Origin of the sequence: Cohnella sp. WQ 127256, from assembly GCF_024519285.1 — a bacterium.
In the GTDB taxonomy this organism is placed as follows: Bacteria; Bacillota; Bacilli; order Paenibacillales; family Paenibacillaceae; genus Cohnella.
In genome coordinates, this window is the sequence record NZ_JAMZCY010000001.1 from 711,011 (window position 1) to 736,651 (window position 25,641).

The window sequence follows — 25,641 nt, forward strand, 5'->3', positions numbered from 1 at the left end:
GAATATCCCTCCTTTCAGGTTGGGTTCGGAAGTGGAACGAGTGATAGGGCCGAAGTTGCCTCGGCCAGCTCACCAAGTTGGGGTGCAGCTTCCTTGAAGCCCCCAGTGTTGTTGAGCTGGGATAAGGACTGTATGCTACCGGCGCTGCCGATTTGCAGGACGGAGGAGTTGGTTACTGCGTCTACTCGGAGTTGACAGATTGTTATCGTTTGATTTATTGTCCAGTTCATCAGATGACCCCCGAGTTACCTAGATTATTTTCCGTGGAGTCTTGAACATCTGGATCGTTCGTATTCGTAGCACTGACAGCATTATTGCTACGTGATAAATCCCCTGTTAGGAAGGAACCTGAGCCGGCATAGGTTTTGGAAATGCTCGAGGGAGATATTTGTAGGCTATCCCCGAATTGAACGATGCCGCCACTGCCAACGCTTAGGATTTTGACATTGCCAACAATGCACGGCATGGGCATAACGACTCCTTCGCTTTAGGGTCCTGCATCATAGTATGAAGGCGATCGCCTAGAGGTTCATCTGTTGGTTGTAGATGAGATGATCTTACGCACAGACAGGGTGATTCGGTCATAAGTTGAAGGATATCAACTGGGCGGGTCGCGAGGCCTATTGTACGGTCACAAGCGTGTTAAGGGAGGGATGAGGGCGTGAGCTCCTTTTTTGATAGTGGACCACTTCCAGATTGGAAGCATATCCAGCAGTGGATGGGTAAAGATATTCCTTGGAAGCTAATGGAAAATTGGGACCAGGGTGGCGATTCTAATTGGTTGAATCAATATGTAAAAAATATGATGCAAAACTCAAAAAATATAGCGCGAGTTCAAGCTCAAAGCTTAGTTCAAATTGAGACGAAGCAGGACGCAAAATTTGTATCCGTTACGATCAAGCTTGATTCTGATATTGATCTGAACAAATTGCAGCTATTCGCGACCGTGGATCGGCTTAAGATAACTGGGCTGCCTGGGGATAAAAAGCGCACTGTGCGGTTTCCGAGTCTAGTATACGCCCGAACCGGAAAGGCTGTGATGAAGAAAGAACGCCAGCTCGTTATACGTTTCAAACGACGCCCCCCAGAAAAGTCTGAATATGAATTGTTTATCCAATCGTAAATCGGTATAATGCTAAAGGAAGCAATGATTCGGCATTAATTTGGATGAACAAATCTATTTGGGGGTATGGATTGTGGAAGTCGTCGACGTTTCAAATGTATCGCCAGCATTATTTATTACTGGAGCTATCTTCATCATGGTTATTGGATCTTTCATGAGTGTGGGGATATTACGCTTATTCCAGCTTAAGAAGCGCCAAGGTGGCATATTTATGGGGCTATCCGTCGTGTCGTTCGTGATGCTGTTAGTGGTAGTTAATACCTGGTTTGCATAAACAAAATAAACAAAGACAGCCCCGAACACAGCGGATTGCTGCATTCGGGGCTGTCTATTTAAGAGGATTGAGCGGATTAACGTTTTTTTCTCATGCTTGCAGTGCGAGCACCACGTTCTTCGAAATCACCGCAGAAGACATCTTTAACCGATACCGTCGTTACGTGGTGATAAACGGGTACACAATGATGCCGTTTGATGACTTCGATTTGGTGCACGACATCGACATGCTGAGGATGATAATAATCCTCGAACACGGTTTGAGGTGGGTCGAAAATCGCCTTACCATTACATTTAGGGCAATCTGACATTCTTATCAAGCTCCTTCCTAGGGATCTGGTACAGTATACGATGAACTAACCTATATGACCTGTTCTAAGGCCTAATGGGCTCGCCCACATCTCGTTTGACGAATAATCTCATTTCCTGCATAGTAAAGGGATAAGCGTATTTACAGGAGGTGTTTCTTTTGGGGAAAAGGAAGATTGCGCGTCGAACATTACAGGCGCCGATCCAATTTTACCGAAAGTTTATCTCCCCATTAACGCCACCTTCTTGCCGGTTTCTGCCAACTTGCTCGGCTTATGCGCTGGAGGCGATCGAAGTTCATGGTGCGGCGAAGGGCTCCTACTTAGCTGTCAGAAGAATAAGCAAATGCCATCCCTTTCACCGTGGTGGCTACGATCCGGTTCCTCTCCCGAAGAGCAAGAAGTGAGGCTTCGATTTAGTTGGGCTTGACATGGGTTAAGCAAGTCGGTTATATTTTGGCAATCAGATCATATCAAGCATTTCCATTGAAGGGATAAGTACGAAGACATGCGCCTATTGCAGAGAGCCGGGGGAGCTGAGAACCGGTGTAGGGCAGCTTTGGAAAATGGTCCTGGAGGAATCTTCTTCGAGTGAGGTGGAGGCTGAGTAAGCCTTGGACTTGTAAGGGGGAGACGCATGTCCGGCGTTATGGATGTTTCTTAATGAGCCTTCGGCTATTTGATTTGCGAGGGAAAATTGGGTGGTACCGCGTGAGTAACAACTCTCGTCCCATACGGACGGGAGTTTTTTGTCTTTAAACGGAGCTCAACAAGTCAGTTATTGTCCAGATGATTTTAACTTATTTAGGGAGATGGAATGAATGACGGAAGCGAACAAATCATTTTACATTACAACACCGATTTACTACCCAAGTGACAAGTTGCATATCGGTCATGCTTATACAACAGTAGCTGGGGATGCGATGGCTCGTTACAAGCGCTTGCGTGGGTACAACGTTCGTTATTTGACTGGGACGGATGAGCATGGTCAGAAGATTGAACGCAAAGCTCAGGAATCGGGCAAGACGCCACAGCAATTTGTCGATGATATTGTCGTAGGGATTAAGGAACTGTGGCGTAAGCTTGAAATCACGAACGATGATTTCATTCGTACAACGGAGCCGCGCCACACTAAAGTTGTTCAAGGTATTTTCACAAAGCTACTTGAGCAAGGGGATATTTATAAAGGGGAGTACGAAGGCTGGTACAGCATTTCGGACGAAACCTATTACACAGAAACACAATTGACGGACGTTGTAAAAGGTGAGAATGGTGAGGTCATCGGAGGTAAAAGTCCAGATAGCGGACACCCGGTTGAACTCGTCAAGGAAGAGTCTTATTTCTTCCGTATGAGCAAGTATGCAGACCGATTGTTGGCGTATTACGAAGCTCATCCAGATTTTATCCAGCCCGTATCTCGTAAAACGGAAATGATCAACAATTTCATTAAACCAGGGCTTGAGGATTTGGCCGTATCCCGCACGACGTTTAATTGGGGAATTCCGGTTCCTGGAGATCCGAAGCACGTTATCTATGTCTGGATCGACGCACTATCGAACTATATTACGGCGCTTGGCTACGGTTCGGATTCTGATGAGCTATTCCGTCAATACTGGCCAGCTAGCGTACATCTGATGAGCAAAGAAATTGTTCGTTTCCACACGATCTATTGGCCGATCATGATGATGGCGCTTGATCTCCCGTTACCGGAAAAGGTATTCGCGCACGGCTGGCTTCTGATGAAGGATGGCAAGATGTCCAAATCGAAAGGGAATGTGGTCGATCCAGTGAAGCTGATCGAACACTTCGGATTGGATGCCGTCCGTTATTACTTGCTTCGGGAAGTGCCATTCGGCGCGGATGGGGCATTCACACCGGAGAACTTCGTAGAACGTATCAATTTTGATCTGGCCAATGATTTGGGTAACCTGCTCAATCGGACAATCGCGATGATCAATAAGTACTTCGACGGTACCCTGCCGGAATTCCAGCTTGGACTGACGGAGTTTGACGTTGAGTTGGAGCAAATGTCATTGTCGACAGTTGAGAAGGTGGAAGCAGCACTTGAAAATATGGAATTTTCGGTTGCGCTAAGCGCGATATGGGCCTTGGTAGGACGTACGAATAAGTATATCGACGAAACGAAGCCATGGACATTAGCCAAAGAGGACGAGAATAAAGCTGCTTTGGCGTCTGTTATGGGACATCTCGCTGAGAGCCTACGATTCGTGTCTATCCTCATTCAGCCTTTCCTTACGCATACTCCATTTAAAATTTGGACGCAGCTGGGATTAGAGCAAGGATCGCTGACATCATGGGAAAGTTTGCGAGAATTCACTTCTAAGCTTGCTGGAACGAAGACGGACAAGGGGGAGCCGATCTTCCCGCGTTTGGAGCTTGCAGACGAAGTGACATGGATATCCGAAATGATGGCGGGTGGAGCAGCTCCTATAGTAGCTGCGGGTGACAATATAACCGGAGGCTTGTCGACTCCTGTAACCACTACGGAAGCTGTTGCAGCACCTGACCTTGCACCAGAAATTACAATAGATGACTTCATGAAGGTAGAGCTGCGAGTCGCACAGGTTCTTGCCTGTGAACCGATTCCTAAAGCCGACAAGCTACTCAAGCTTCAACTGGATCTAGGCTTTGAGACAAGACAAGTCGTATCGGGCATCGCGAAGTTCTATAAGCCGGAGGAGTTAGTTGGCCGTAAGGTCATCTGTGTAACTAACCTTAAGCCCGTGAAGCTACGTGGTGAAATGTCCCAAGGTATGGTTCTTGCGGCGTCGCAGGGCGATCAACTGACGCTGGCAACCGTGCCAGTCAGTATGCCTAATGGCGCACTTGTGAAATAATGATGAATTCTTCCCCTTCTCTTCCATAGAGAGGGGGTATTTTGTTGACACCAAGTTGTGAGGGGGCTATAATCGTGTTTGTTAATAAAAAAAATTACGATTAAGGGAGAGGCCATCCTCAATGTCAAAATTATCAAAATTGCTTTTTATATGCCTATGCACAATTGTTGTTGCAGTCGTTTCGGGTTGTGGTAAGGGGGATCAACAAGATGCAGTAGAAGGAAAAATTAATGTTGTGACGAGCTTCTATCCTCTGTATTTTTTCGCAAAGGAAATCGGTGGAGATGGAGCCCACGTCATGAACTTGATCCCATCCGGAGTTGAGCCCCATGATTGGACACCAAAAAGTAGGGATTTGAGCTCCGTATCTAAAGCGCAATTGTTTCTATACAACGGAGCTGGTTTAGAGGGTTGGGTTGATGACTTCCTTCATGGCCTAGGCTCAGACAGCAAGGTGCTAACGGTGGAGGCTAGTAAAGGTATTAAATTAATACAAGGTAATCCAGAACATGAGGCTGAGCACGAAGGGGAAGAGGAAGAGGACCATGGTCACTCTGATCTTGACGTTGACCCTCACACTTGGGTGAGTCCCCGCTCTGCCATAGTAATGGCAGCAAACATTTTAGATGCTTTTGTGAAAGCAGATCCAACCAACAAAGTAGGTTATGAAGAGCGATATGCCGATTTGGAAATGCGTCTCAAGCAGCTGGATGATCAATATACGCAGAAGCTTGCTGGATTTGAGCGCCGTGATATTGTTGTGTCTCATCAAGCTTTTGGATATTTATGTCGCGATTACAACCTCAATCAGATCGCGGTTATGGGGTTGTCTCCAGAAGCAGAGCCGAGATCACAAGATTTGCTTAAAATTATTCGTTTTGTGAAGGAAAACCAAATCCCCTATATTTTCTTCGAGGAGCTCGTTTCCGAACAATTGGCTAACACATTAGCTAGCGAAGCAGATGTAGAAACGCTTGTGCTTAATCCACTGGAAGGCTTGACCACTGAACAGGAAAAAGCTGGAGAAAATTATTTCACATTGAGTGAGAGAAATCTGCAAAACTTGCAGAAGGCTTTGCAGTAATCTAACATAGAAGGAATAAGGCTCACGGTAGCTTAACGAAAGAGGAGTATTCTCCATGAACAATAATGAATTCATACAACAGGCAGGATGTCATCGTGAGATTATCCGCTTGGATGGAGTTTCTTTCTCCTTTGACTCCCAGGTCATCCTCTCCGATGTTTCCTTTAAGATTATGGAACGGGATTTCGTCGGCTTAATCGGGTCCAATGGGGCGGGCAAAACGACGCTGCTGCGAATGATCGTAGGGCTGACAAGACCTCAGAGTGGGAGTATTACACTATTCGGAACACCCGCTGATCAGTTCAAGGATTGGAATCAAATTGGTTATGTCCCACAGAGAAACAATTTTAATCCCTTGTTTCCCGCAACGGTAAGGGAAGTTGTATTATCCGGAATGTACGGTCGGAAGAAGATGTTTCGGCGCTTATCTAAAGAGGACATTAACCGCTGTGAGGATGCGCTTGGGGCGATGAAAATTGCAGATCTTGGCGATAAGAAAATCGGAGCCCTCTCAGGTGGGCAGCAACAGCGAGTATTTCTTGCCCGCGCACTTATCAATAATCCGAAGCTGCTCATTCTAGATGAGCCTCTATCAGGTATAGATATTGAAACGCAGGAAAGCTTCTTCCAAATGATTAAGCATATGCATCAGAGGCATAATATTACATTTTTGATGGTATCACACGATATGGAAATGGTGCGTTCCTACTTGGGAGAAGAGCCGAAAGAGCGTTGTGGCAAGCTTTCGTTCTACGTGCGGCATTCTCATGATCTGGAAAATTGCGAGGGTACGGACTTGCTGCACTCCATTCGGAAAGAAGGTCAGTAAAACTTGGATCTATTATCGGCTGAATTTTTTCAAAGGGCTTTGATCGGAGGGGCTCTAATCGCGGTGACGGCTCCACTAATGGGGCTGTTTCTGGTGTTAAGGCGGTTAGCCATGATCGGGGATACGCTTGCGCATGTCAGTATTGCCGGGGTTGCACTCGGATTTCTGATCAATGTATATCCGGTTGCAGTTGGGCTTCTTTTTGCCATATTGGCATCCTTCGCTATAGAAATATTGCGTAGAACGTATCGATCTTATGCTGAATTATCAATTGCGATCATCATGTCAGGTGGGGTTGCCCTTGCTTCGCTCTTATTTACAATGGGCAAAAATCTAAATATTACTTCTTATTTGTTCGGTAGTATTTATACCCTTGATCGTACGGACTTGATTGTCATTGCAGGTGTTACGGTCATTGTACTTACAATGGTGCTGCTACATAAGAAGGAGCTTTTCCTACTCACCTTCGACGAGGATGCAGCTGCAGTCAGTGGTTTGCCTGTCAGATACTTTAATATCATGCTCAGTATTCTAACGGCTCTTGTGATTAGTGCGTCTATCAAGATCGTAGGAGCTTTGCTTGTCTCGGCCTTGCTGACCATTCCGGCAGCTTGTAGTCTTACGCTTTCTCGTAGCTTTAAGCAGGCGGTCGTATTGGTCGTTATTATCGGAGAAGTTGCGGTATTGGCAGGTCTGTGGGTAGCGGGTGTCGCAAACCTAGCACCCGGTGGAACAATAGTCATGCTGTTGATTGTTATTCTTGCTGTATCCGTTTCTGTGAAACGTATTTTGCGGGCATAGCCCATAGGAGGAGAGTATTATGTCAGATGTTAACGTTGGGATCGCTTTTGCGGCGGGACTCGCTTCATTCATATCACCATGCTGCTTGCCGTTATATCCCGCGTACCTTTCCTACATAACAGGTGTTTCTGTCAATCAAATTAAGACGGACACGAGTCGAAGTATGCGATTTAAGACAATGAGTCATACTTTTTTCTTTATTCTTGGATTTTCGGTTGTGTTTTTCGCCCTCGCATACGGAGCTAACGTTTTTGCGGATGCATTCAGAGATTATCAGGACACGATCCGTAAAATATCCGCAATTTTCATCGTATTAATGGGGTTGTTCTTAATGGGGATTTTCCAGCCTCATCTCCTGATGAAGGAACGTAAGCTGAATATGAAGTGGAAACCGGCAGGGTATTTAGGTTCATTCGTATTCGGAATTGGCTTCTCAGCAGGGTGGTCACCTTGTGTAGGTCCTATCTTGGGCTCCATCTTACTTCTAGCTGCGAGTAATCCAGGGACTTGGATTGGACTCACATCCGCATACGCTCTCGGATTTGCGATTCCATTTTTCGTACTCGCCTTTTTCTTAGGGTCAACAAGATGGATTTTGAAATATTCGAATTTGCTTATGAAAATCGGCGGAGCCATTATGATTATCATGGGGATACTGCTATTTACGGACAAGATGATTTCCATTACCATTTGGTTGCAAGGAATTACGCCATCATGGCTTGGCTAATAACGACTGCACATAAGTTGGGGGCTTGCTCCACGCCTATGCAGCAGTGTATGATATTGTAGGAAAGGGGGATTTGCGTTGCCAACCCCAAGTATGGAAGACTATTTAGAACGGATCTATCGGTTGATTGAAGAGAAGGGATATGCCCGGGTCTCCGATATCGCCGAGGGGCTGGAAGTGCATCCTTCATCGGTCACGAAGATGATCCAAAAGCTGGACAAGGATAACTATTTAATTTATGAAAAATATCGTGGACTGGTCTTAACGAGCAAGGGCAAGAAAACAGGCAAAAGACTTGTTGACCGGCATTTACTGCTCGAGAACTTTTTGAATATCATTGGCGTCCAGGAAGATAAAGTTTACGGAGATGTAGAAGGAATCGAGCATCATCTCAGCTGGAACTCGATTACTTGCATTGAAGCGCTAGTTGAATATTTCAATCGGGATCCATCTCGTGGTGAAGAACTAAGTAAGCTGCGAGCCGAGCTGGACAATGACTAGTAGAATGAATGAACGAAAGCTACCGTTTCTAGGTTACTCTAGGAAAGGTAGCTTTTTTATAGCTATGGGACTGGGTAGGGGAATATCGTCAAAGTTTGTTTCGCAATAATGATATAAAAAAAAGCTACCATGGCAGGGGATAAGTTCCTGACAGTGGAAGCTGTTTTTTTTAAGTTAATGGTACCGTGGAGGTTCGTCGTCCTTGTTCTTCCGACCTTCAATAACAGTGAAAGGGGAAGAACGTCGTCTCTCCGATTTAGTACTCGTGCGATGAATATCTGGGCGTGCACCCCGTCCTGGAGAGCGGCCACGGTGCGAAGGGTTTCTCCATCTTGCCGGTGGGAACTTATACAGCAAGAATACGATGGTGACAAGCACTAAAGGGATTAGCCAAGATTGGGTAGAGCCTCGCGACAAAGAAGTAACCAATCCGATAGCCATGAAGACGAGAACGACGGCAAACCAAGGCTGGATTCGGTTTCTCATGCTTTTCCTCCTCCCATAAGACAAAATCGTTCAAGTGTTACGCTTGCTTAGACAGAACGACAGAAGGAATGATTTGCTGATCCAATTCTCTCATCCGATTGAATGAAGCGATGGATACTGCAACTTGATCATCATTCGGTTCTTTAGTCGTTAAGAGCTGAAGCCACAATCCAGGAACTCCCAACCACTTTAATACCGGAATATCTCTTAGAGCATTTGTCCATTTCAGCACTTCGAAGGATACTCCGAGAACGACTGGTAATAGAACGATCCGCTGAATGATTCTTTCCACCATATTATCCCATGTGAAGAATGAATAGATGATTACACCAACCAACACGGTGAAAATGATGAAGCTGCTTCCGCATCTGTAGTGAAGTCGGCTATGCTTCTGTACTTCGGCGACAGTTAGCTCGGAGCCTGCTTCGAAAGCGCTAATGACTTTATGCTCTGCGCCATGGTATTGAAATAGCCTCTTGATCAATGGGGTTTGGGATATGAAGTAAAGATAGCAGAGCAGGAATACGATCTTGATAGCACCTTCCAGCAGGTTGTGCATTATCTTATTCTCAAAGGCTTGACCAAAGATCAAACCTTCCACAAATGCGGGAACCAATGTGAAAATAAGTTTTCCGACAACAAAGGATAGTATACCCACAAGGGCGACACCTAAAATCATAGTGAGATTCCAGCGTTCTTTCTGCTTAGGCTTAGCGGCCACTTCTTCAGGGGTTGTTTCGTCCTCCGCATAAGCTTCGGCAGAGTAAGTCAAATGCTGTGAGCCTTTTGCTGCAGACTCGACGATTCCGATGATCCCCCGTATAAAAGGGATTTTCTTAACTGCAGCTAGGAAAGGCTGCGGCTTCCTAGGTACTTCAAGGAAAGTGATTTGCTGATCTTTACGACGAACCGCGGTTACATGAACGTGCTTACCCGCGAACATAACTCCTTCTATTACAGCTTGTCCGCCATAGACTGCGGTTGATTTATCGGACATGAATGGTCACCTGCTTTGCTTGAATCTCAGGGTGCGATTAATCTACGCCCAAGTACATCTATTTTACTAGATTGATGGAGAGAAAGCCACAAGGAATGGAAATTGCAATGTCCTAGGATTAGAATATGTACTTCGGGAAACACTATATTCCAGTTTTACCAACTGTGGATGAGGGTGGATGAAATGACATCTGAAAAGGCCGATGAAGCGCAAAGTCGAAAAAAGGGTACAAAGCCTGGTCCTACTCAACCTATTTTATATAGCTTGAAAATTGGTTTTTTTGCAGGCTTGATATGGGGATTAATTCGCTGGCTTGCTACAGGGTTAAATTTCACGAGTGTGACACAAGCGTTTCTGCTCGATCCCTTCGTTCCGAGAAAGCATCTGGGCGGTTTTTACTGGCAAGCTGCAGGCTTGGGAATGTTTATTATGATGTCCATGATCGCAGCATTGCTCTACATTGTGCTACTAAAGAGCCTAAGGGGTCCGTGGCCGGGTTTGTGGTTCGGAGCGCTGTGGTGGGCCATTATATACGCTTGGGTGGGTCCGATGATCGGTGCGGTTCCCCCGCTTAATCAGATCGGATGGAGCAGTATCGTCACTGACTTTTGCCTGTTTTTAATGTGGGGGCTATTTATCGGCTTCAGCATTTCTTTTGAATTTCATAATGAAGCCGAGCGGGAGCCTTCGGGTAAGTCAGCGGGCAAGTCTGCACAACCGAGTTCCTGAGAGCGCTCGACCTTCACTTTCTGTTCCAACATCTTGTTCAACCGTTTTCTTGAGGGATCTGAATATGATACAATGTCTGATGAACTTTACTCGTTATTGGCGCAACTGGCCTTAAAGAATTATGGCTATAAGCGGGAGGAGAGAATCAGACATGCTTAGTATCTTGGTGATTAACGGACCAAACCTGAATATGTTAGGGGTTCGTGAGCCAGGCATCTATGGCGCAGTGACTTTAGCAGAAATCGAAACAAGGCTAATCGATCTGGGGAAAACGCTAGGTGCTGAATTACATTTCTTTCAATCCAATCATGAAGGTTTATTGTTAGATGAAATCCATGCCGCTTATAACAAGCATGATGGAATCATTATTAATCCCGGGGCATTAACGCATACGAGTTACGCTTTGCGGGATGGGTTGGCTGCTGTTGGGCTTCCTGCTGTTGAGGTTCATCTTTCTAATATTCATAAACGAGAAGAATTTCGCCATACTTCGGTAACGGCAGCAGTAATGCTTGGTCAGATCGCCGGATTCGGTCCTGTAAGCTACGAACTAGGTTTGCAGGCCTTATGTCGCCACATCCAGAATTAATCCCCAGTTGCTAGCCTTAGCGGACAGAGGAGATCATCTCATTCGAAAGCGGGGAATTTATTATGCCGAATAATCGTGTCGCACTGTTACGTGAGTTAATTGCTAAATCTGCAGGGAGTGCGCTACTCGTAACTCATCCTATTAATCGCCGTTACCTGACTGGGTTTACAGGATCATCTGGTGTTGTTCTCATTTCAGCGGATCATGCTGCTTTACTTACGGATTTCCGCTACAAGGAGCAGGCTCCTCAGCAGGCGGTAGGCTTTCAAATCGTCGAGCACGGTGCAGATGTGAATATCACGATTGCCGAGCTATTAAGCGAGTGGAAAGTTGAAACGCTGTTAATTGAGGACCAGGATGTTACCTTTGCAACTTACAAAAAGATAGAGCAAGCTCTAAATCCTATAAAGCTGCTACCATCGGAAGGTATCGTGGAGAAGCTGAGGATGGTTAAAGACGATAGTGAGATCGCTATTATGCAGGAGGCTGCGGATTTAGCGGATCGAACCTTCGAACATATATTAGGTTTCATTAAGCCTGGTGTGAGTGAGAAATCCATTGCCTTAGAGATGGAAGTGTTTATGCGCTCCCAAGGAGCTACGAGCTCTTCATTCGATACCATCGTAGCATCTGGCGAACGTTCAGCATTGCCGCACGGTGTGGCGAGTGATCGGATCATTGGACGGGATGAGTTTGTTAAGCTCGATTTTGGAGCGTATTATAACGGCTACTGCTCAGACATAACCCGTACAGTCGTCGTAGGTAAACCAAGCGATAAACATCGCGAAATTTATGAAATCGTCAGGGAAGCTCAGCAATATGCCCTCGACCATTTAACCCCAGGAATGACAGGTAAAGAAGGGGATGCCTTGACGAGGGATATCATCATAAAGTATGGTTATGGTGAATATTTCGGCCATGGGACGGGACACGGACTCGGAATGGAAATTCATGAGGCGCCTCGGCTGTCTTTAACTGGCGGCATCGTACTAACCCCCGGTATGACGGTAACGGTCGAGCCTGGCATCTATCTCCCCGGCTTTGGTGGAGTGCGGATCGAGGACGATATCGTTATTACTGACAAGGGTATTCGAGTATTAACTAGCTCACCCAAGCAGTTAATCGTATTGGACTAATTATGGAGCAATGTCTCTACAGGAGGAATTATTGAGTGATTTCTGTAAACGAATTTAAGACAGGATTGACAATTGAAATGGAAGGCGGTCTTTATTCCGTACTTGACTTCCAGCATGTTAAACCAGGTAAAGGTGCTGCATTCGTACGTTCAAAGCTGAAAAATCTTCGTAACGGTAACGTTGTCGAGAAAACTTTCCGTGCAGGCGAGAACGTAATCCGCGCACATGTTGAGAACCGTGCGGTTCAATACCTCTACAACTCTGTAAATGAATATACGTTTATGGATAACGAAACGTATGATCAATTCGAATTGAACAAGAAGCAGTTGGAGTGGGAAGTTAACTTCCTCATTGAGAACATGACGGTTAACATCTCCAGCTACCAAGGAGATATTATCGGTATTTCTCTTCCGAACAGCGTTGACTTGAAAGTTGTCGAAGCAGAGCCAGGGATTAAGGGAAGCACAGCGACAGGAGCGACGAAATCCGCTAAGCTTGAGACTGGCTATTCTGTTCAAGTGCCGCTATTCATCAACGAAGGCGATGTCTTGACAATCGATACACGTGAAGGAAAATATGTCTCTCGCGCATAGGAGATTCAGCTATAAATCCTTGTTTTTCGCGAAATATTGCGAAAACAAGGATTTTTTTTGTTTTTGGGCCAATATACTTATGCTATAATATACTGCTGTATGCAGAAGTTCTCTTGGGGAGTGACTACCGGTGTCTTTGATAGTAATGAAATTCGGCGGAAGTTCCGTCGGCACGACAGAGCGAATGGGTCGAGTAGCGCAGCGTATTATCGATAAGAAGCTGCAAGGTGACCGCGTCGTCGTCGTTGTGTCGGCGATGGGAGATACAACGGATGATCTGATTGACAAAGCAAATGAGATAAATGATAATCCGCCTTCCCGCGAAATGGATATGCTACTGACAACAGGCGAGCAAATATCTGTTGCTTTATTGTCAATGGCAATTCATAAGCTTGGACATGAAGCTAGGTCTTATACGGGGTGGCAAGCAGGCATCGTGACCGAGGATGTTCATGCGAAGGCCAAAATCAGTGATATTAATCCTGAGCGACTATTCGCATCCTTGGATCAGGGTAACATTGTCATTGTTGCCGGATTCCAAGGCATGACGGAGAGCGGAGAGATTACGACACTTGGCCGTGGTGGCTCCGATACAACTGCAGTTGCGCTAGCTGCCGCTCTTAAAGCAGATGTTTGCGAAATTTATACGGATGTAGATGGGATCTATTCCACGGATCCACGAGTCGTGAAATGCGCCAAAAAACTAGATGAAATTTCATACGATGAAATGTTGGAGCTAGCTCACTTAGGAGCTGCGGTGCTTCATCCGCGAGCAGTTGAGTATGCTAAGCACAACAAGGTGAATCTCGTTGTACGTTCGAGCTTTACGCAAAATGAAGGCACGTTGGTGAGGGAGGCCGCGGAAATGGAACAAGGCGTAGTCGTAAGAGGAATAGCTTCGGATAAAAATGTAGCCCGCATCAGCGTGCTTGGTGTTGAGGATCAACCAGGGGTACTCGCGAAAATATTTGGTGCTCTAGCAAGTCATGGAATCGATGTTGATATTATTATTCAAAGTGGAGTTGCAGAAGGTAAAGCGGACTTCTCATTCACGGTTGGATTAGCTGATCGTCAACGGGCAATTGATGTTTTATCGAGTATTAAAGCTGAAGTGCCTTACCGTGAAGCGACATATGAGGAAGGCTTGGTAAAGGTGTCCATCGTAGGTGCTGGAATGGTGTCTAATCCAGGAGTCGCAGCGAAAATGTTCGAAGCCATTTCGAGCGTGGGCGTAAGCATCAAGATGGTTAGCACTTCGGAAATTAGAATATCCTGTGTGATTGCCGCTGAACTTGTTCAAGAGGTTGTTCGGGCACTTCATACGGCTTATGAGTTGGATACAGCAGAAACCGTATTTGTTGGCGGTCCACAGGATCGTCGCTAATTTTTTGTCGTATAAGGAATAAATGAGAGCTGCCTTTTGAAAGTCTTATGACTTCCAAGGGCGGTTTTTATTTGCCTATAAAGAGCTGAACGACTTTAATAATAACCGCGGTTAGACCGGCTGCCATAAGAGGTCCGACAGGAATTCCTCTTAGTAAAATCACTCCGACAATTGAGCCGATTACAATTCCGACGATTAGCTGGGGATCCATTTTAAGTGTTTCTAATCCTCGACTGTTCAGATAAGCACCAATTGCCCCTCCGGCTAGCGCGACCCAGCCAACCCAACCAGAGAAGGCAATTATAATATCTTTAGGTTGTATTCGCCCAGAGGCAAAAGGAACGAGTACGGCTAAAGTTAAGAACAGCAATCCTAACTCGATGCCTCTACGTTCTATGGACGGAAGATAGCGTTCTAGATGGGTCAGCTTGATGATCAAGAGGATACAAGCTGCGGTAGTAATGATCGACGATCTACCGATTAAGCCTATGATAATTAGCGTGACAAGTACCAGTTCTCCGTACATAACGGCGACACACCCCTGATTGGATAGTTGGTACACGATATGGAACAAGCCCCGCGTTTAGAACGCGGGGCTTGTTAAGGGATCGCTTAAATCATGTAGTCAAAATACGGGACTTGTTGAAGCTCGAAGGTGTCGGAGCGTAGTCCACGCCTTATAGATTCCAATGTGATCACCTCTTGAGGTGCAATATTTCCTAGGTGAACATCCGGACCAAGCGTTTTAATTAACATTACCTGCTGATCTTTCAAAGGGGCTTCCCATAGGATTCGATTCCTATCAGAAACAGCATTAATGATTTCGGATAAATCCTCATCTCTGCAGTCTCCTTGTTCGTCGAACAAGCCAACACCCAAGCCCGATTCCCTAGCCTCTACGGTCACTAATTCTGCACCGCAAGCCAAATCCTGCTCAACAGTTGTTGCGAAATCATATACATTGATCCGCGAACCGAATAGCTTCTTCCCATATTCCGTAAACACCTTCAAACCTAAGCTCTTAGCGTCTTTAATCAGTTCATTCCTTAGGGAACGGCTTAAGTTAATCGTTCCATCTGACACTTCTATACCCGTAAAGCCTAGCTCGGTTACTTGTCGGAAAAATCCGGGGATTAAATCTAAACGGACCGCCGCTTCTAGCAACGTACCACCCGGAATAACCTGGATTCTGTGTTTGTTCGCGAGTTCGATTTTGCTACGTATAACAGGGAGTGGGTACAGAGGGGAGGTGCCAAATCCAAACTTGATAATATCGATGTACTCCCCAGAAGTCGTTAGGATGTCAGTAAAAGAGTGTAACCCGAGTCCCTTGTCTATGACCATAGTTTGGCCAGTTGTTCGAGGTTTGGCTTGCCTACGTCCGCTAGGATCTGATAATGCCTCGGGCCAAGTGGACTTAAATGCTGTTTTTTGCATTCACAACGCTCCTCGTTCGGTTCCTAGATGGATTTTTACAAGCCAATATATGCATTTGCCCATAGTTAGGTGATGTCTAAGCGCAATGATTTAGATAAAGTTCTTCGATCAATGAGACAAGTTACAAGCATGATCCGCATACATATAACGCATACATATAAATACGCACTCATGAGGTCGAACTAATATGTGGATGTCATTCGTACGTCGCGTTTGGGAGGTACAGGTATGGATAAAGCAGCTTTTAGCATGGCGATGCTTAGGATTATGTCTGGAAGTATTGAGTTAATTGCAGCCATTATTATGCTCAGGTTAAACGATGTACAGAAAGCATTGACCGTTAACTCCATGTTAGCTTTGGTAGGCCCCTTAGTCCTTATGTCGACAACAACTATAGGCCTAGTCGGCTTAGCGGACAAGCTGTCCCCCTCAAAGTTCATTTGGATTCTCGCAGGTGTTGGTTGTCTATTAATAGGCATCCTGAGAAAGTAATGCTTGTTCATTCCGTTCGGCCAAGCAGGCATATTCTGGTGGTCCGAGCATACATATGAAACAGCATAGGACAACTTCCGACGGAAAGGGGGGACCTAGTTGCCGCAGCCTTTGATGGAACTGTTCCCGACAACCTTGCGTCTAGTGCTGGAACGAATTCCGGCATTTGCTAGAGAGTCGTTGGAAGAGATCCGAATACGTGAAAATCGGGCTCTAGAGATCAGCTATGGTAGTACGTATTCGTTTGTTCGCGAAGATGGGACACTAACGGAGCACTACAAAGAGGCATTTGTAGCTAGCCAAGAACAATGCCGAGCACTACTGGAACGAGTAACAAACCATTCTATCTACGCGGTAGAAGAGGAGCTTCGACGAGGCTATGTCACAGTACCAGGCGGACATCGCATTGGTCTCGCGGGACGAACGATTCTGGACAAAGGTATCGTTTCTCACCTGCGAGATATCGCAGGATTTAATGTGCGGATCGCTCGTGCTCGTATCGGATTCGGTTCTGAGGTGTTGCCTGGCTTACTAGACTTCAAGGCAAGAACGATCCGCCACACTTTAATCGTCTCCCCGCCGCAACAAGGGAAAACAACACTCATACGTGATTTAGCTCGCTGTCTTAGTTCAGGAGAGTGGCATCATCCAGCAGCGCGTGATTGGGGAAGTCGGAAGGTCGGGATCGTGGATGAACGCTCGGAGATTGCCGCCAGTGAGAGAGGAGTTCCTACCTTCGATCTGGGTCCTCGTTCTGATGTGCTTGATGCATGCCCTAAAGCAGAAGGGATCATGATGATGCTTAGATCCCTATCTCCAGAAGTTATTGTCGCAGATGAGATTGGTCGTCCTGAGGATGCAGAAGCCATCTATGAAGCCATTCACGCGGGCGTGCGTGTGTTAGCTACAGCACATGCTACGAACTTATCTGACGTACTTGCAAGGCCGGTGCTTGCCAAGCTTGCAGAGGACGGAGTATTTGACTGTTATGTGTTCTTGTCTCGAGCTGGCAAGAAAGTGGAGCATCGGATTGTTACGGCTGAGGAGGCAATGCATGAAAAATCACGTCGATATAGCCGTACGATAGGGGCAACCCCAAGGGATGCTCCGTCTCCTATCCATCCCAAGCTTCCGATAACGAGTGCAGTCGCACCTACGCCTACTCAAGTTACAGTTAAAGCTAGACAGATGCCGGTCATTAGATCGCCTAATGGGGATGGGCTAAGGGGATTCGAGGATGCTTAAGTTCGCGGGAATCATACTCGTGCTATTCGCCGGTACGATGATCGGCTTTCTGCAAGCAGCACGTTTTGCTGCAAGACCGCGACAAATTCGTGGACTGCTCCATGCGCTTCAGCGACTGGAAACGGAAATCAGCTATGGCCAAACCCATCTGCCAGAAGCGCTAATGCGGATTTCTGGGATGGTTCCCTATCCCTTGTCCGATCTGTTCGCGAACATTTCCAAGTCGCTCATGAAGGATTCAGCAGAATCAGGAGAAACCGTAAGAGAATGCTGGGAGAGAGCCATTAACGCTCATTGGCCGGAAACAGCGATGAAAAAAGGGGAAAAAGAAGCCATGCTCCGTCTTGGCTCAACGCTAGGACGAAGTGGACGGGAAGATCAGCTCAAGCATATTCGCCTAACGACCCTTCAACTGCAGGTGGAAGAATCGGCGGCGCGTGACGATCAGAATCGGTATGAGAAGCTGAGCCGAAGCTTGGGGATGCTTGGAGCAGCCTTAGTCGTCATTCTGATCATATAGTTGGTGTATTTTGGAGGAACAGTTAGGAGGCCATAGCGATGAACGTCGACATCAGCACCATATTCCAAATTGCCGGCATCGGCATCATTGTGGCAATGATTCATACGGTGCTGAAACAGATGGGCAAGGAAGATATGGCGCATTGGGTGACTTTGATCGGGTTCGTGGTCGTACTGTTCATGGTCGTTCGTATGCTTAATGATTTATTCCAGGAAATCAAGACGATATTCCTGTTCCAGTAGGTGAAGCGGGTGGATATTCTCCAGATCGTCGGGATTGGGTTTCTAGCAACTGTACTCATTCTTATCATCCGAGAACAAAAGCCGATGTTCGCCTATTTGTTAGCCGTATTTGTTGGTGTTGCGATCTTTCTAGCTTTCGTAGGGAAAATCGATGATGTCATCTCTGTTCTGGATGAACTAGCGGATCGCTCAGGCATTCCTACGGTGTATCTCAAGACCATGCTAAAAATCATCGGAATTGCCTATGTTGCAGAGTTCGGAGCGCAAATCGTCAAAGACGCAGGGCTTGAAAGCATCGCATCGAAAATCGAATTCGCTGGCAAAATGCTTATTCTGGTCATGGCAGTGCCCATCATCAGCGTCATCGTCGAAACGGTGCTGAATTTGCTACCGACCTGACGGAAGCTGAACGGGAGGAATGAACATGCTCTGGCAGACGGGAATAGAGAAACGACTCATGATCCTGCTGTTCATGCTTATGTTCTTCCTAATGATGGGGGATTCCCTTGTATTCGCGGAGAAAGGTGCTCCAGAACCCACTTTGACTGAACAAGGGATTAACGAGCCTGACTCTCTATCAGGGGGATTGGCCAAGCAGCAAAGCGAGGACGTTGAGCTGGGTCAAATTCAGAAATATTGGACTGATCTGAAGGGACAATATGGCGGGTATTTTCCAGAAGGAAAGCTGCCCGAGCTTCGTCAGCTCATGTTCCCTGATGGGAATGGGTTTAGCGTAAGTCAGGCGTTCATCGGTCTCGCGAAATTTTTCCTGCATGAAGTCCTCTACAGCGGCAAGCTATTAGTGACAATCGTGCTGCTTACGGTGTTTACGATGCTGCTTGAGACGATGCAGAGTGCATTCGAACGCAATGCAGTAAGTAAAGTCGCTTATGGAATCTCTTATATGGTACTCATCATCTTGGCGGTCAATAGCTTCCGTACAGCAACTTCTTATGCAGGTGATGCAATCGAAAGCATGGTGCAATTCATGCTGGCGATGGTGCCATTATTGCTTACTCTTCTGGCAGGCACTGGGGGAGTTGCATCGGTAGCTGTACTTCATCCACTGATTGTGTTCATGATTCATACGGTAGGAACCTTCGTACATCTTGTCGTATTTCCTTTGTTGTTCTTCTCGGCTGTTCTACATCTCGTGAGTGCGATAACAGAACGTTATAAGGCGACTCAGCTAGCAAACCTGCTGCGTAATATTGGCATTGGTGTGCTCGGGGTTCTTCTGACCGTATTTCTCGGAGTGCTGTCAGTGCAAGGCGCTACAGGAGCGGTAACGGACGGAGTCGCGCTTCGAACAGCTAAGTTCGTAACCGGAAATTTCGTACCTGTCGTTGGGAAAATGTTCTCAGATGCAACGGACACCGTCATGTCGGCTAGCTTACTCGTTAAAAATGCGGTGGGGTTAACCGGGGTCATTGTTTTATTGTTCCTTTGTGCCTTTCCCGCGCTGAAAATATTAACTCTAGCGCTTATCTACAATCTTGCAGGTGCTGTGATGCAGCCGTTGGGAGACACCCCCATCGTTCACTGCCTCCAGACGATCGGCAAAACTCTAATCTATGTATTTGCGGCATTGGCTTCGGTGGGGTTGATGTTTTTCCTCGCCGTTACGATAATTCTAACTGCCGGCAACGCCGCACTCATGATCCGCTGACAAGGGAGGTGAGCGCCCGTTGGGGTTGATGGACGGATTGTCCAATTGGCTCAGGCAGATTATCGCCGTTATCTTGCTTGCGTCGCTTATTGATTTGATCCTACCGAATCGCACAATGCAGAGATATGTTCGGCTCGTTGCTGGATTGTTCATTCTTATGACGTTAGCGACACCGATCCTGCAATGGATGAAGGGTGATTTCACTAGCAAGCTTACCGCTAGCCTTGACGTAGTCGAGCATTCGCCACAACGAGCGAGCCAGCAATTGGCTATGATCGAAGAAGAGGGAGCGAAGCTTCGTAATAAGCATAACGATCAAGCTGCTCAGCTTGTGTCCGCTAAGCTCGAAGCCGCTATTCGTAGTGAAGTGGAGCAAAGCGAGCAACGCGGTGTGCGCAAGGTGGATATCAAACTAGAGCGTGGCAAGGATGATTCTCTGCAGGTTGCGAAGGTCGTCATCTTGCTTGAGCCCGAGTCTGCTCGATCGTCTAGCAGCTCAGTATCTTCTTCCCATAAAGAAGTAGAACCGATCGCGGAGGTTGATATTCACATCGAAGTTGAACAATGGCCGAAGGATCAGGAGACATCAACAGGACCCACATCCGAATCTGCATCTGAATCAACTCTAGAACAACAATCGGACCAAGCCGTAATCGCGGATGCAGACCAGGAGCCTGAGAAGCAAATAGACCGTGAGACACGCTTGCGTGTGTCGGCTTTGATCGCAAGTCGTTTCGGAATTGCGACTAACATCGTCGAAGTGAAAGTACCTGCGGTAGACGTAGAAAAATGAAGAAGATCAGAGGGGGTGCAAAATGGCTAAATGGCTACAGCAACTGGAATCGTTCATCGGTGGGGGCTCGGGCGGACCGCGAAGAATTAAAGCATTCCGGTGGCTTGTGCTGATCGGATTGATCGGTGCAGCCATGCTGCTAGCGGCTTCCCTGATGAATGTCAAAACGGTGGATCCTGCCAAAGAACCTGACCTCTCTCCGCCTCGAGATGAAGATATTCCGCAGCAAGAAGCTTTCTTGGGCAATGAAGAACGGAAGGGCACAACCTTTGCCGATATTGAATCCGAGTATGAGGGACGGCTGAAGGAGCTGCTGGAAAGAATGGTAGGTGTCGGCACTGCAGATATCATGGTCACGGTCGATTCGACGGAGGAAACAGTCGTCCAACTCAATGAGAAGATGATGTCATCCATTACAGATGAGACCGATCGAAACGGTGCCAAGAGACATATTACCGATATCACGAAGGATGGCCAGGTTGTGTTGTACGAAGTATCAGGTAGCCAGTCTCCTATTGTCGTGAAAAAAATAAAACCGCGGATACGTGGCGTCCTCATTGTTGCTAAAGGGGCCGAGAATGCTACCGTGCACAAGCTTATTGCTGAAGCAGTTTCCCGTGGTCTCGACGTACCGATTCATCGGATTTCTGTCGTGCCGCGTAAAACTTAATGACAAATCAAATTTTATTATCCCAGGAGGAATGGAAACATGAACAACAAACGTCAAACCATTTGGTTAGTATCGATGCTGAGCTTGATGGTCGTATTGTCTGCCTTCTACTTATTTACCGAGGATGCTCCGACGAACAAAGTTAACGACAAGGAAGCCGCACAGCTGCTGAATGAGGGGAAATCAACTGTTACAAATGCAGAAGGAGTCATTATTTCGGAAGTCGATCAGGCAACTGACGAGCTAACTGGCGTTCAGGTGGATGGTAAGACGAATGGAACCGTTGCCGAGAATACCAACGAAACAGATGCGACTTCAAAAGGGATTTCCCCTGAAGATGAAGCTGTTATTAAAGGGATCAACAATTCCAAAGGGAACGCTCTACTTGATGAAAAGGCGCTAGAGCGTCTAACAAATACGAGCAAAAAAATGGAAGAATTCTCAGCTATCATGGCGAACAATAAGGTGAGCCAAGAAGAGAGTATTAACGCTGCGGAGCAGTTGAACCGTCTTGAGGACTTGGATACACGGATTACGCACCTCCAGGAAATATTGCTTAAGGACTATGACAATGCAGTCGTATCTGAAGAAGCAGACAAATTCAAAGTCATCGTTCTGAGTGAAAAGATGGATAAGAAACAAGCGATCAGCATTATGGATCTGGCAACGAAAGAGCTTAAAGTAACCCCAGATCTGATCTCAGTACAATATGTACAGTAAGGCTGAAAGCATTAAAAGGTAATCTCCAGTCACCCTGAGGGACTATCTTAAGAGTAGGTTTCGTCTACTCTTGGATAGTCCTTTTACTTGTAATGCAAGGTTTTGCATACGATTGCTCCTAATAGAAAGCGCATAACTCTTTCCATTTCGGTCGATTATGGTATAATAGTTCCGTTGTGGGATCGAACAAGCTTTCTCTATACGGGGAATCCCGAATCAAGGAGTGACCGAGATGTTTAAGCTGAGTGAAATTAAAGAATTGATCAAATTGGTAGACCAAACTACTGTACATGAATTGGAAATTGAGAACGAAGGTATGCGATTATCCATTCGCAAACCGGGTCGCACTGAAGTCGTTAATGTGCAAACACCCCAAATTTCTCATACATACCTGCCACAAGTACAGACAGCTGTGCAAGCACCTAATGCTGCTCCTGCCGCTCCCGTTCTGGAAGAGAAAGCAGCAGACACTTCCAAGTTCCATCGCATCGAATCTCCGATGGTGGGCACTTTTTACCGTTCTCCATCCCCTGATGCTTCATCATTTGTTAACATCGGCGATAAGGTTTCAGACAAGACGGTTGTGTGCATCTTAGAAGCGATGAAGCTGATGAATCCTTTGGAAGCTGAAATAAAGGGTGAGATCGTGGACATTCTCGTGGAGAACGGACAGCTCGTCGAATTCGGCCAACCGCTATTCTTAGTTAAGCCGGAATAATCCCGAGGAGGATTTTAACTTGAAATTTAATAAGATTTTGGTAGCCAATCGTGGTGAAATCGCGGTAAGAATTATCCGCGCATGCCGGGAAATGGGTATTACCGCGGTAGCGGTGTTTTCCGAAGCCGACCGAGAGTCATTGCATGTACGTTTGGCTGATGAAGCCTATTGTATTGGACCAACAGCGTCCAAGGACAGCTATCTGAACTTAACAAATATTATGAGCGTTGCAACTTTGACGGAATGCGATGCTATCCATCCGGGTTACGGATTCCTTTCTGAAAATGCTGATTTCGCGGACATTTGCGAAACTTGCAATATTACTTTTATTGGTCCTTCCTCGGTTGCCATTAGCCGAATGGGCGACAAATCAGTTGCTAAGCAAACGATGAAAGATGCGGATGTTCCTGTTATTCCTGGATCTGACGGCTTGCTCGAAGATCTAGATGATGCTATTCGCGTGGCGCGTGATATTGGTTACCCCGTTATTATAAAAGCAACGGCTGGTGGCGGAGGACGCGGTATTCGGATTGCGGAAAATGAGGAAATGCTTATTCGTGAGATTACGACAGCGCAGCAAGAGGCTGAAAAGGCTTTTGGAAATGCGGGTGTCTATCTCGAGAAGTATTTAACGGGAATGAAGCATGTTGAAATTCAAATTATTGCTGATAAGCACGGTAATGTCGTGCATCTAGGTGAACGGGATTGCTCTGTGCAACGTCGTCGCCAGAAGCTTGTTGAGGAAGCACCTTGCTCGATCATGACACCTGAGCTTCGCGAACGTATGGGTCAGGCTTCAGTTAGGGCTGCTCGTGCTGTTAATTATTCAGGAGCAGGCACGATTGAGTACTTGCTTGGACCAGATGGTCATTACTACTTTATGGAAATGAATACTCGGATTCAGGTGGAGCATCCCGTTACGGAAATGATTACGGGAATCGACTTGATTAAAGAAATGATTTCCGTCGCCGAGGGAGCACCGCTTTCCTTCAAACAGGAGGACGTGAAATTTGACGGCTGGGCTATTGAGTGTCGGATTAATGCGGAAGATTCCGAACGTAATTTCATGCCTTCGGCTGGACGCATCGGCTTCTATTTACCGCCTGGTGGTCCTGGTGTTCGGGTGGACAGCGCTGCTTACCCGCAGTATGTCATCTCCCCTCATTACGATTCAATGATCGCCAAGCTGATCGTATGGGCACCTACTCGTGAAGAAGCCATTGCTAGAACACGTCGGGCATTGAGTGAATTTATGATTGAGGGCGTTAAGACAACGATCCCTTTCCATACGAAGCTCATGAATCATCCGATTTTTAACAAAGGCACTTTCGATATTATGTTCCTTGAAGACCATGATATTAATGGCGAAAGTGAAGCAACAACAGATAACGGCTTCTCGAGATAATTTCTGGCCAAGCGTTTGTCATAATAATCAGAGAATGCTATATTTATAAGTAGTGAAGGCAAGTGCTCGGACTTACTCAGATTTGGTCCGGGTAAGTGGAGGTGGAACTAGGCATGGAAACGATAGCACCGGATTATGAACGTACAGAAATGGGCACCATTGAGATCGCTCCGGAAGTCATTGAAGTGATTGCCGGTCTCGCGACTGTGGAAATCGATGGCGTTGCAGGCATGAGTGGCGGGCTTTCCTCTGGAATCGCTGAACTATTAGGACGTAAAAACCTGTCCAAGGGCGTGAAGGTGGAGGTCGGACAACGTGAAGCTGCTGTTGACGTATCGATCATTGTTCAGTATGGACGTCGGATACCGGAAATTTCAATGGAAATTCAACGTAATGTCAAACGCTCCATCGAGACGATGACCGGGCTTAATGTTGTAGAAGTTAACGTACATATACACGATGTTCACTTCAAAGCGGGCGAGAAGGCTGAAGAAGATGAGACGAATGTACGTGTCCGATAATGACGTAACCGCGTCCTGAATGGTGCGGTAGCGACATAACCTCTGGTCTGCTGATGATGGCCCTCTGACGAGAATTTCCTTCAGGGAACTCTCGCAGAGGCCTTTTCGCAATCATAGAGGACATTTACTCTGTAAGAGAGTTCCTGTTAGCTTCGTGATAAAAAGGATGACTTTTTGAACTCCCTCTATGAGGGAACTGGGAGGGCTCTTACGTTGATTAAAGTGTTGGACAGGCTGCTTTTATTTTTGTATAGTTTGGCGATTGGGATCGCATCGATTGTCGCTATCATTGCAGCAAGCGGCGGATTTTCCGAGAGTTGGCTTATGGATGTCGTTTCAGATTTTACGGGCGACGTAAAAGTCGTACAGGGGTCTGTCATTGGTGTTGCTATTCTTGTAATGCTAATCAGCGTCAGATTTTTTATCGTCTCCATTCGTCGTGATGGCAATTCTGCTCCTTCTATTACCCAACGAACAGAGCATGGAGATATTCGGATCTCTGTGGAAACGGTTGAGAATCTTGCACTGAAGGCAGCTTCACGTACACGCGGAGTTAAAGACTTACGAGCACGTGTAAGGGTATCGGAAGCGGGTCTTGGCATTCTCATTCGGGCTTTCGTAGATGGAGAAGGATCTATACCGACCATGTCCGAAGAAATGCAACGGACCGTTTCGCAGCAGATCGAAGAGGCGACAGGAATTCCGGTTGCGGAAGTTTCTGTATTCATTGCGAACGTGACGCAAGCACCTACTAGCTTTAAGAGCCGTGTAGAATAGGGGGAGAACCGCCT

Annotated in this window: 34 protein-coding genes and 1 other annotated feature; of the genes, 27 read left to right on the forward strand and 7 right to left on the reverse strand. The window is 46.5% G+C overall.

Annotated elements, in window-relative coordinates; translation table 11 throughout:
- Positions 1-14: 14 nt before the first annotated feature.
- Both M1K58_RS02795 and M1K58_RS02800 read right to left on the reverse strand, forming a co-directional pair.
- On the reverse strand, positions 15-230 hold the full coding sequence (locus tag M1K58_RS02795) for a spore germination protein GerPB (protein WP_256757137.1): 216 nt from the start codon (positions 228-230) through the stop codon (positions 15-17).
- On the reverse strand, positions 230-466 hold the full coding sequence (locus tag M1K58_RS02800; RefSeq protein ID WP_256757138.1) for a spore germination protein: 237 nt from the start codon (positions 464-466) through the stop codon (positions 230-232). Before M1K58_RS02800 ends, M1K58_RS02795 begins: the two co-directional genes overlap by 1 nt.
- 195 nt (positions 467-661) lie before the next feature.
- Here M1K58_RS02800 and M1K58_RS02805 point away from each other — a divergent pair, with 195 nt between their 5' ends.
- On the forward strand, positions 662-1,123 hold the full coding sequence (locus tag M1K58_RS02805; RefSeq protein WP_256757139.1) for a hypothetical protein: 462 nt from the start codon (positions 662-664) through the stop codon (positions 1,121-1,123).
- A 73-nt stretch (positions 1,124-1,196) separates the two neighbouring features.
- A complete protein-coding gene (locus M1K58_RS02810) occupies positions 1,197-1,397 on the forward strand; it encodes a hypothetical protein (RefSeq protein ID WP_256757140.1) in 201 nt (66 codons plus the stop codon).
- Positions 1,398-1,473: 76 nt separating this feature from the next.
- Here the strand turns inward: M1K58_RS02810 and M1K58_RS02815 are convergent, their stop codons facing one another.
- Positions 1,474-1,707, reverse strand: a complete 234-nt coding sequence (locus M1K58_RS02815) for a hypothetical protein (RefSeq protein ID WP_256757141.1) — start codon at positions 1,705-1,707, stop codon at positions 1,474-1,476.
- 158 nt (positions 1,708-1,865) lie between these two features.
- On the opposite strand from M1K58_RS02815, the gene yidD reads away from it, so the two are divergent.
- The 7 genes from yidD (at position 1,866) to mntR (ending at position 8,504) form a co-directional block, all read left to right on the forward strand.
- Positions 1,866-2,111, forward strand: coding sequence for a membrane protein insertion efficiency factor YidD (gene yidD / locus M1K58_RS02820; RefSeq protein WP_256757142.1), 246 nt, complete (start codon positions 1,866-1,868; stop codon positions 2,109-2,111).
- 70 nt (positions 2,112-2,181) lie between these two features.
- Positions 2,182-2,440, forward strand: a binding site (T-box leader).
- A gap of 85 nt (positions 2,441-2,525) precedes the next feature.
- Positions 2,526-4,562: a methionine--tRNA ligase gene (gene metG, locus M1K58_RS02825; protein ID WP_256757143.1), complete on the forward strand. Its 2,037-nt coding sequence runs from the start codon at positions 2,526-2,528 to the stop codon at positions 4,560-4,562.
- Between the two features lie 121 nt (positions 4,563-4,683).
- Complete coding sequence (locus M1K58_RS02830; protein WP_256757144.1) at positions 4,684-5,646, forward strand: metal ABC transporter substrate-binding protein; 963 nt, start codon at positions 4,684-4,686, stop codon at positions 5,644-5,646.
- A gap of 55 nt (positions 5,647-5,701) precedes the next feature.
- On the forward strand, positions 5,702-6,475 hold the full coding sequence (locus tag M1K58_RS02835; RefSeq protein ID WP_256757145.1) for a metal ABC transporter ATP-binding protein: 774 nt from the start codon (positions 5,702-5,704) through the stop codon (positions 6,473-6,475).
- 3 nt (positions 6,476-6,478) lie between these two features.
- On the forward strand, positions 6,479-7,276 hold the full coding sequence (locus M1K58_RS02840; RefSeq protein ID WP_256757146.1) for a metal ABC transporter permease: 798 nt from the start codon (positions 6,479-6,481) through the stop codon (positions 7,274-7,276).
- 19 nt (positions 7,277-7,295) lie between these two features.
- Complete coding sequence (locus tag M1K58_RS02845) at positions 7,296-8,003, forward strand: cytochrome c biogenesis CcdA family protein (protein ID WP_256757147.1); 708 nt, start codon at positions 7,296-7,298, stop codon at positions 8,001-8,003.
- 78 nt (positions 8,004-8,081) lie between these two features.
- Complete coding sequence (mntR, locus tag M1K58_RS02850) at positions 8,082-8,504, forward strand: transcriptional regulator MntR (RefSeq protein ID WP_256757148.1); 423 nt, start codon at positions 8,082-8,084, stop codon at positions 8,502-8,504.
- Positions 8,505-8,678: 174 nt separating this feature from the next.
- On the opposite strand, the gene M1K58_RS02855 is transcribed toward mntR, so the two are convergent.
- Both M1K58_RS02855 and M1K58_RS02860 read right to left on the reverse strand, forming a co-directional pair.
- Positions 8,679-8,990 carry a hypothetical protein gene (locus tag M1K58_RS02855; protein ID WP_256757149.1) on the reverse strand — a complete coding sequence of 104 codons (312 nt, stop codon included), beginning with the start codon at positions 8,988-8,990 and terminating at the stop codon, positions 8,679-8,681.
- Positions 8,991-9,027: 37 nt separating this feature from the next.
- Positions 9,028-9,987: a DUF1385 domain-containing protein gene (locus M1K58_RS02860; protein ID WP_256757150.1), complete on the reverse strand. Its 960-nt coding sequence runs from the start codon at positions 9,985-9,987 to the stop codon at positions 9,028-9,030.
- 183 nt (positions 9,988-10,170) lie between these two features.
- On the opposite strand from M1K58_RS02860, the gene M1K58_RS02865 reads away from it, so the two are divergent.
- The 5 genes from M1K58_RS02865 to M1K58_RS02885 all read left to right on the forward strand — a co-directional run bounded on the left by M1K58_RS02865 (position 10,171) and on the right by M1K58_RS02885 (position 14,418).
- The gene (locus M1K58_RS02865; RefSeq protein WP_256757151.1) at positions 10,171-10,716 is read left to right on the forward strand and encodes a YqhR family membrane protein; all 546 of its coding nucleotides are present in this window, start codon (positions 10,171-10,173) and stop codon (positions 10,714-10,716) included.
- Between the two features lie 151 nt (positions 10,717-10,867).
- Positions 10,868-11,305, forward strand: coding sequence for a type II 3-dehydroquinate dehydratase (gene aroQ, locus M1K58_RS02870; protein WP_256757152.1), 438 nt, complete (start codon positions 10,868-10,870; stop codon positions 11,303-11,305).
- Positions 11,306-11,367: 62 nt separating this feature from the next.
- Positions 11,368-12,441, forward strand: a complete 1,074-nt coding sequence (locus tag M1K58_RS02875; RefSeq protein ID WP_256757153.1) for a M24 family metallopeptidase — start codon at positions 11,368-11,370, stop codon at positions 12,439-12,441.
- A gap of 35 nt (positions 12,442-12,476) precedes the next feature.
- Positions 12,477-13,034, forward strand: a complete 558-nt coding sequence (gene efp / locus M1K58_RS02880; RefSeq protein ID WP_256757154.1) for an elongation factor P — start codon at positions 12,477-12,479, stop codon at positions 13,032-13,034.
- 130 nt (positions 13,035-13,164) lie between these two features.
- Positions 13,165-14,418 (forward strand): aspartate kinase, encoded by a 1,254-nt coding sequence (locus M1K58_RS02885; protein ID WP_256757155.1) that lies wholly within the window; start codon positions 13,165-13,167, stop codon positions 14,416-14,418.
- 67 nt (positions 14,419-14,485) lie between these two features.
- Here M1K58_RS02885 and M1K58_RS02890 read toward each other — a convergent pair whose 3' ends face one another.
- Both M1K58_RS02890 and comA read right to left on the reverse strand, forming a co-directional pair.
- Positions 14,486-14,944, reverse strand: a complete 459-nt coding sequence (locus M1K58_RS02890; protein ID WP_256757156.1) for a DUF441 domain-containing protein — start codon at positions 14,942-14,944, stop codon at positions 14,486-14,488.
- A gap of 86 nt (positions 14,945-15,030) precedes the next feature.
- Positions 15,031-15,855, reverse strand: coding sequence for a phosphosulfolactate synthase (comA, locus tag M1K58_RS02895; protein ID WP_256757157.1), 825 nt, complete (start codon positions 15,853-15,855; stop codon positions 15,031-15,033).
- Positions 15,856-16,083: 228 nt separating this feature from the next.
- Between comA and M1K58_RS02900 the strand changes: the two genes are divergently transcribed.
- From M1K58_RS02900 to amaP, 13 genes are all read left to right on the forward strand, one after another.
- Positions 16,084-16,347, forward strand: a complete 264-nt coding sequence (locus M1K58_RS02900; protein ID WP_256757158.1) for a YqhV family protein — start codon at positions 16,084-16,086, stop codon at positions 16,345-16,347.
- A gap of 99 nt (positions 16,348-16,446) precedes the next feature.
- Entirely contained in the window at positions 16,447-17,592 is a 1,146-nt protein-coding gene (spoIIIAA, locus tag M1K58_RS02905) for a stage III sporulation protein AA (protein ID WP_256757159.1), read from the forward strand.
- Positions 17,585-18,112: a stage III sporulation protein SpoIIIAB gene (gene spoIIIAB, locus M1K58_RS02910; RefSeq protein WP_256757160.1), complete on the forward strand. Its 528-nt coding sequence runs from the start codon at positions 17,585-17,587 to the stop codon at positions 18,110-18,112. Before spoIIIAA ends, spoIIIAB begins: the two co-directional genes overlap by 8 nt.
- 38 nt (positions 18,113-18,150) lie before the next feature.
- Positions 18,151-18,354, forward strand: coding sequence for a stage III sporulation protein AC (gene spoIIIAC, locus M1K58_RS02915; RefSeq protein WP_256757161.1), 204 nt, complete (start codon positions 18,151-18,153; stop codon positions 18,352-18,354).
- 9 nt (positions 18,355-18,363) lie between these two features.
- Positions 18,364-18,753: a stage III sporulation protein AD gene (spoIIIAD, locus tag M1K58_RS02920; protein WP_256757162.1), complete on the forward strand. Its 390-nt coding sequence runs from the start codon at positions 18,364-18,366 to the stop codon at positions 18,751-18,753.
- Positions 18,754-18,772: 19 nt separating this feature from the next.
- Complete coding sequence (gene spoIIIAE, locus M1K58_RS02925; RefSeq protein ID WP_372339093.1) at positions 18,773-20,023, forward strand: stage III sporulation protein AE; 1,251 nt, start codon at positions 18,773-18,775, stop codon at positions 20,021-20,023.
- Between the two features lie 28 nt (positions 20,024-20,051).
- Positions 20,052-20,816, forward strand: a complete 765-nt coding sequence (spoIIIAF, locus tag M1K58_RS02930; RefSeq protein ID WP_256758214.1) for a stage III sporulation protein AF — start codon at positions 20,052-20,054, stop codon at positions 20,814-20,816.
- A gap of 22 nt (positions 20,817-20,838) precedes the next feature.
- The gene (gene spoIIIAG, locus M1K58_RS02935) at positions 20,839-21,486 is read left to right on the forward strand and encodes a stage III sporulation protein AG (protein ID WP_256757164.1); all 648 of its coding nucleotides are present in this window, start codon (positions 20,839-20,841) and stop codon (positions 21,484-21,486) included.
- Positions 21,487-21,525: 39 nt separating this feature from the next.
- Entirely contained in the window at positions 21,526-22,206 is a 681-nt protein-coding gene (locus M1K58_RS02940; RefSeq protein ID WP_256757165.1) for a SpoIIIAH-like family protein, read from the forward strand.
- Between the two features lie 232 nt (positions 22,207-22,438).
- A complete protein-coding gene (gene accB, locus M1K58_RS02945) occupies positions 22,439-22,924 on the forward strand; it encodes an acetyl-CoA carboxylase biotin carboxyl carrier protein (protein WP_256757166.1) in 486 nt (161 codons plus the stop codon).
- A 19-nt stretch (positions 22,925-22,943) separates the two neighbouring features.
- Positions 22,944-24,329: an acetyl-CoA carboxylase biotin carboxylase subunit gene (gene accC / locus M1K58_RS02950; protein ID WP_256757167.1), complete on the forward strand. Its 1,386-nt coding sequence runs from the start codon at positions 22,944-22,946 to the stop codon at positions 24,327-24,329.
- Between the two features lie 113 nt (positions 24,330-24,442).
- Complete coding sequence (locus tag M1K58_RS02955; RefSeq protein WP_256757169.1) at positions 24,443-24,850, forward strand: Asp23/Gls24 family envelope stress response protein; 408 nt, start codon at positions 24,443-24,445, stop codon at positions 24,848-24,850.
- A 213-nt stretch (positions 24,851-25,063) separates the two neighbouring features.
- Positions 25,064-25,627: an alkaline shock response membrane anchor protein AmaP gene (gene amaP, locus M1K58_RS02960; protein WP_256757171.1), complete on the forward strand. Its 564-nt coding sequence runs from the start codon at positions 25,064-25,066 to the stop codon at positions 25,625-25,627.
- Positions 25,628-25,641 lie beyond the last annotated feature (14 nt).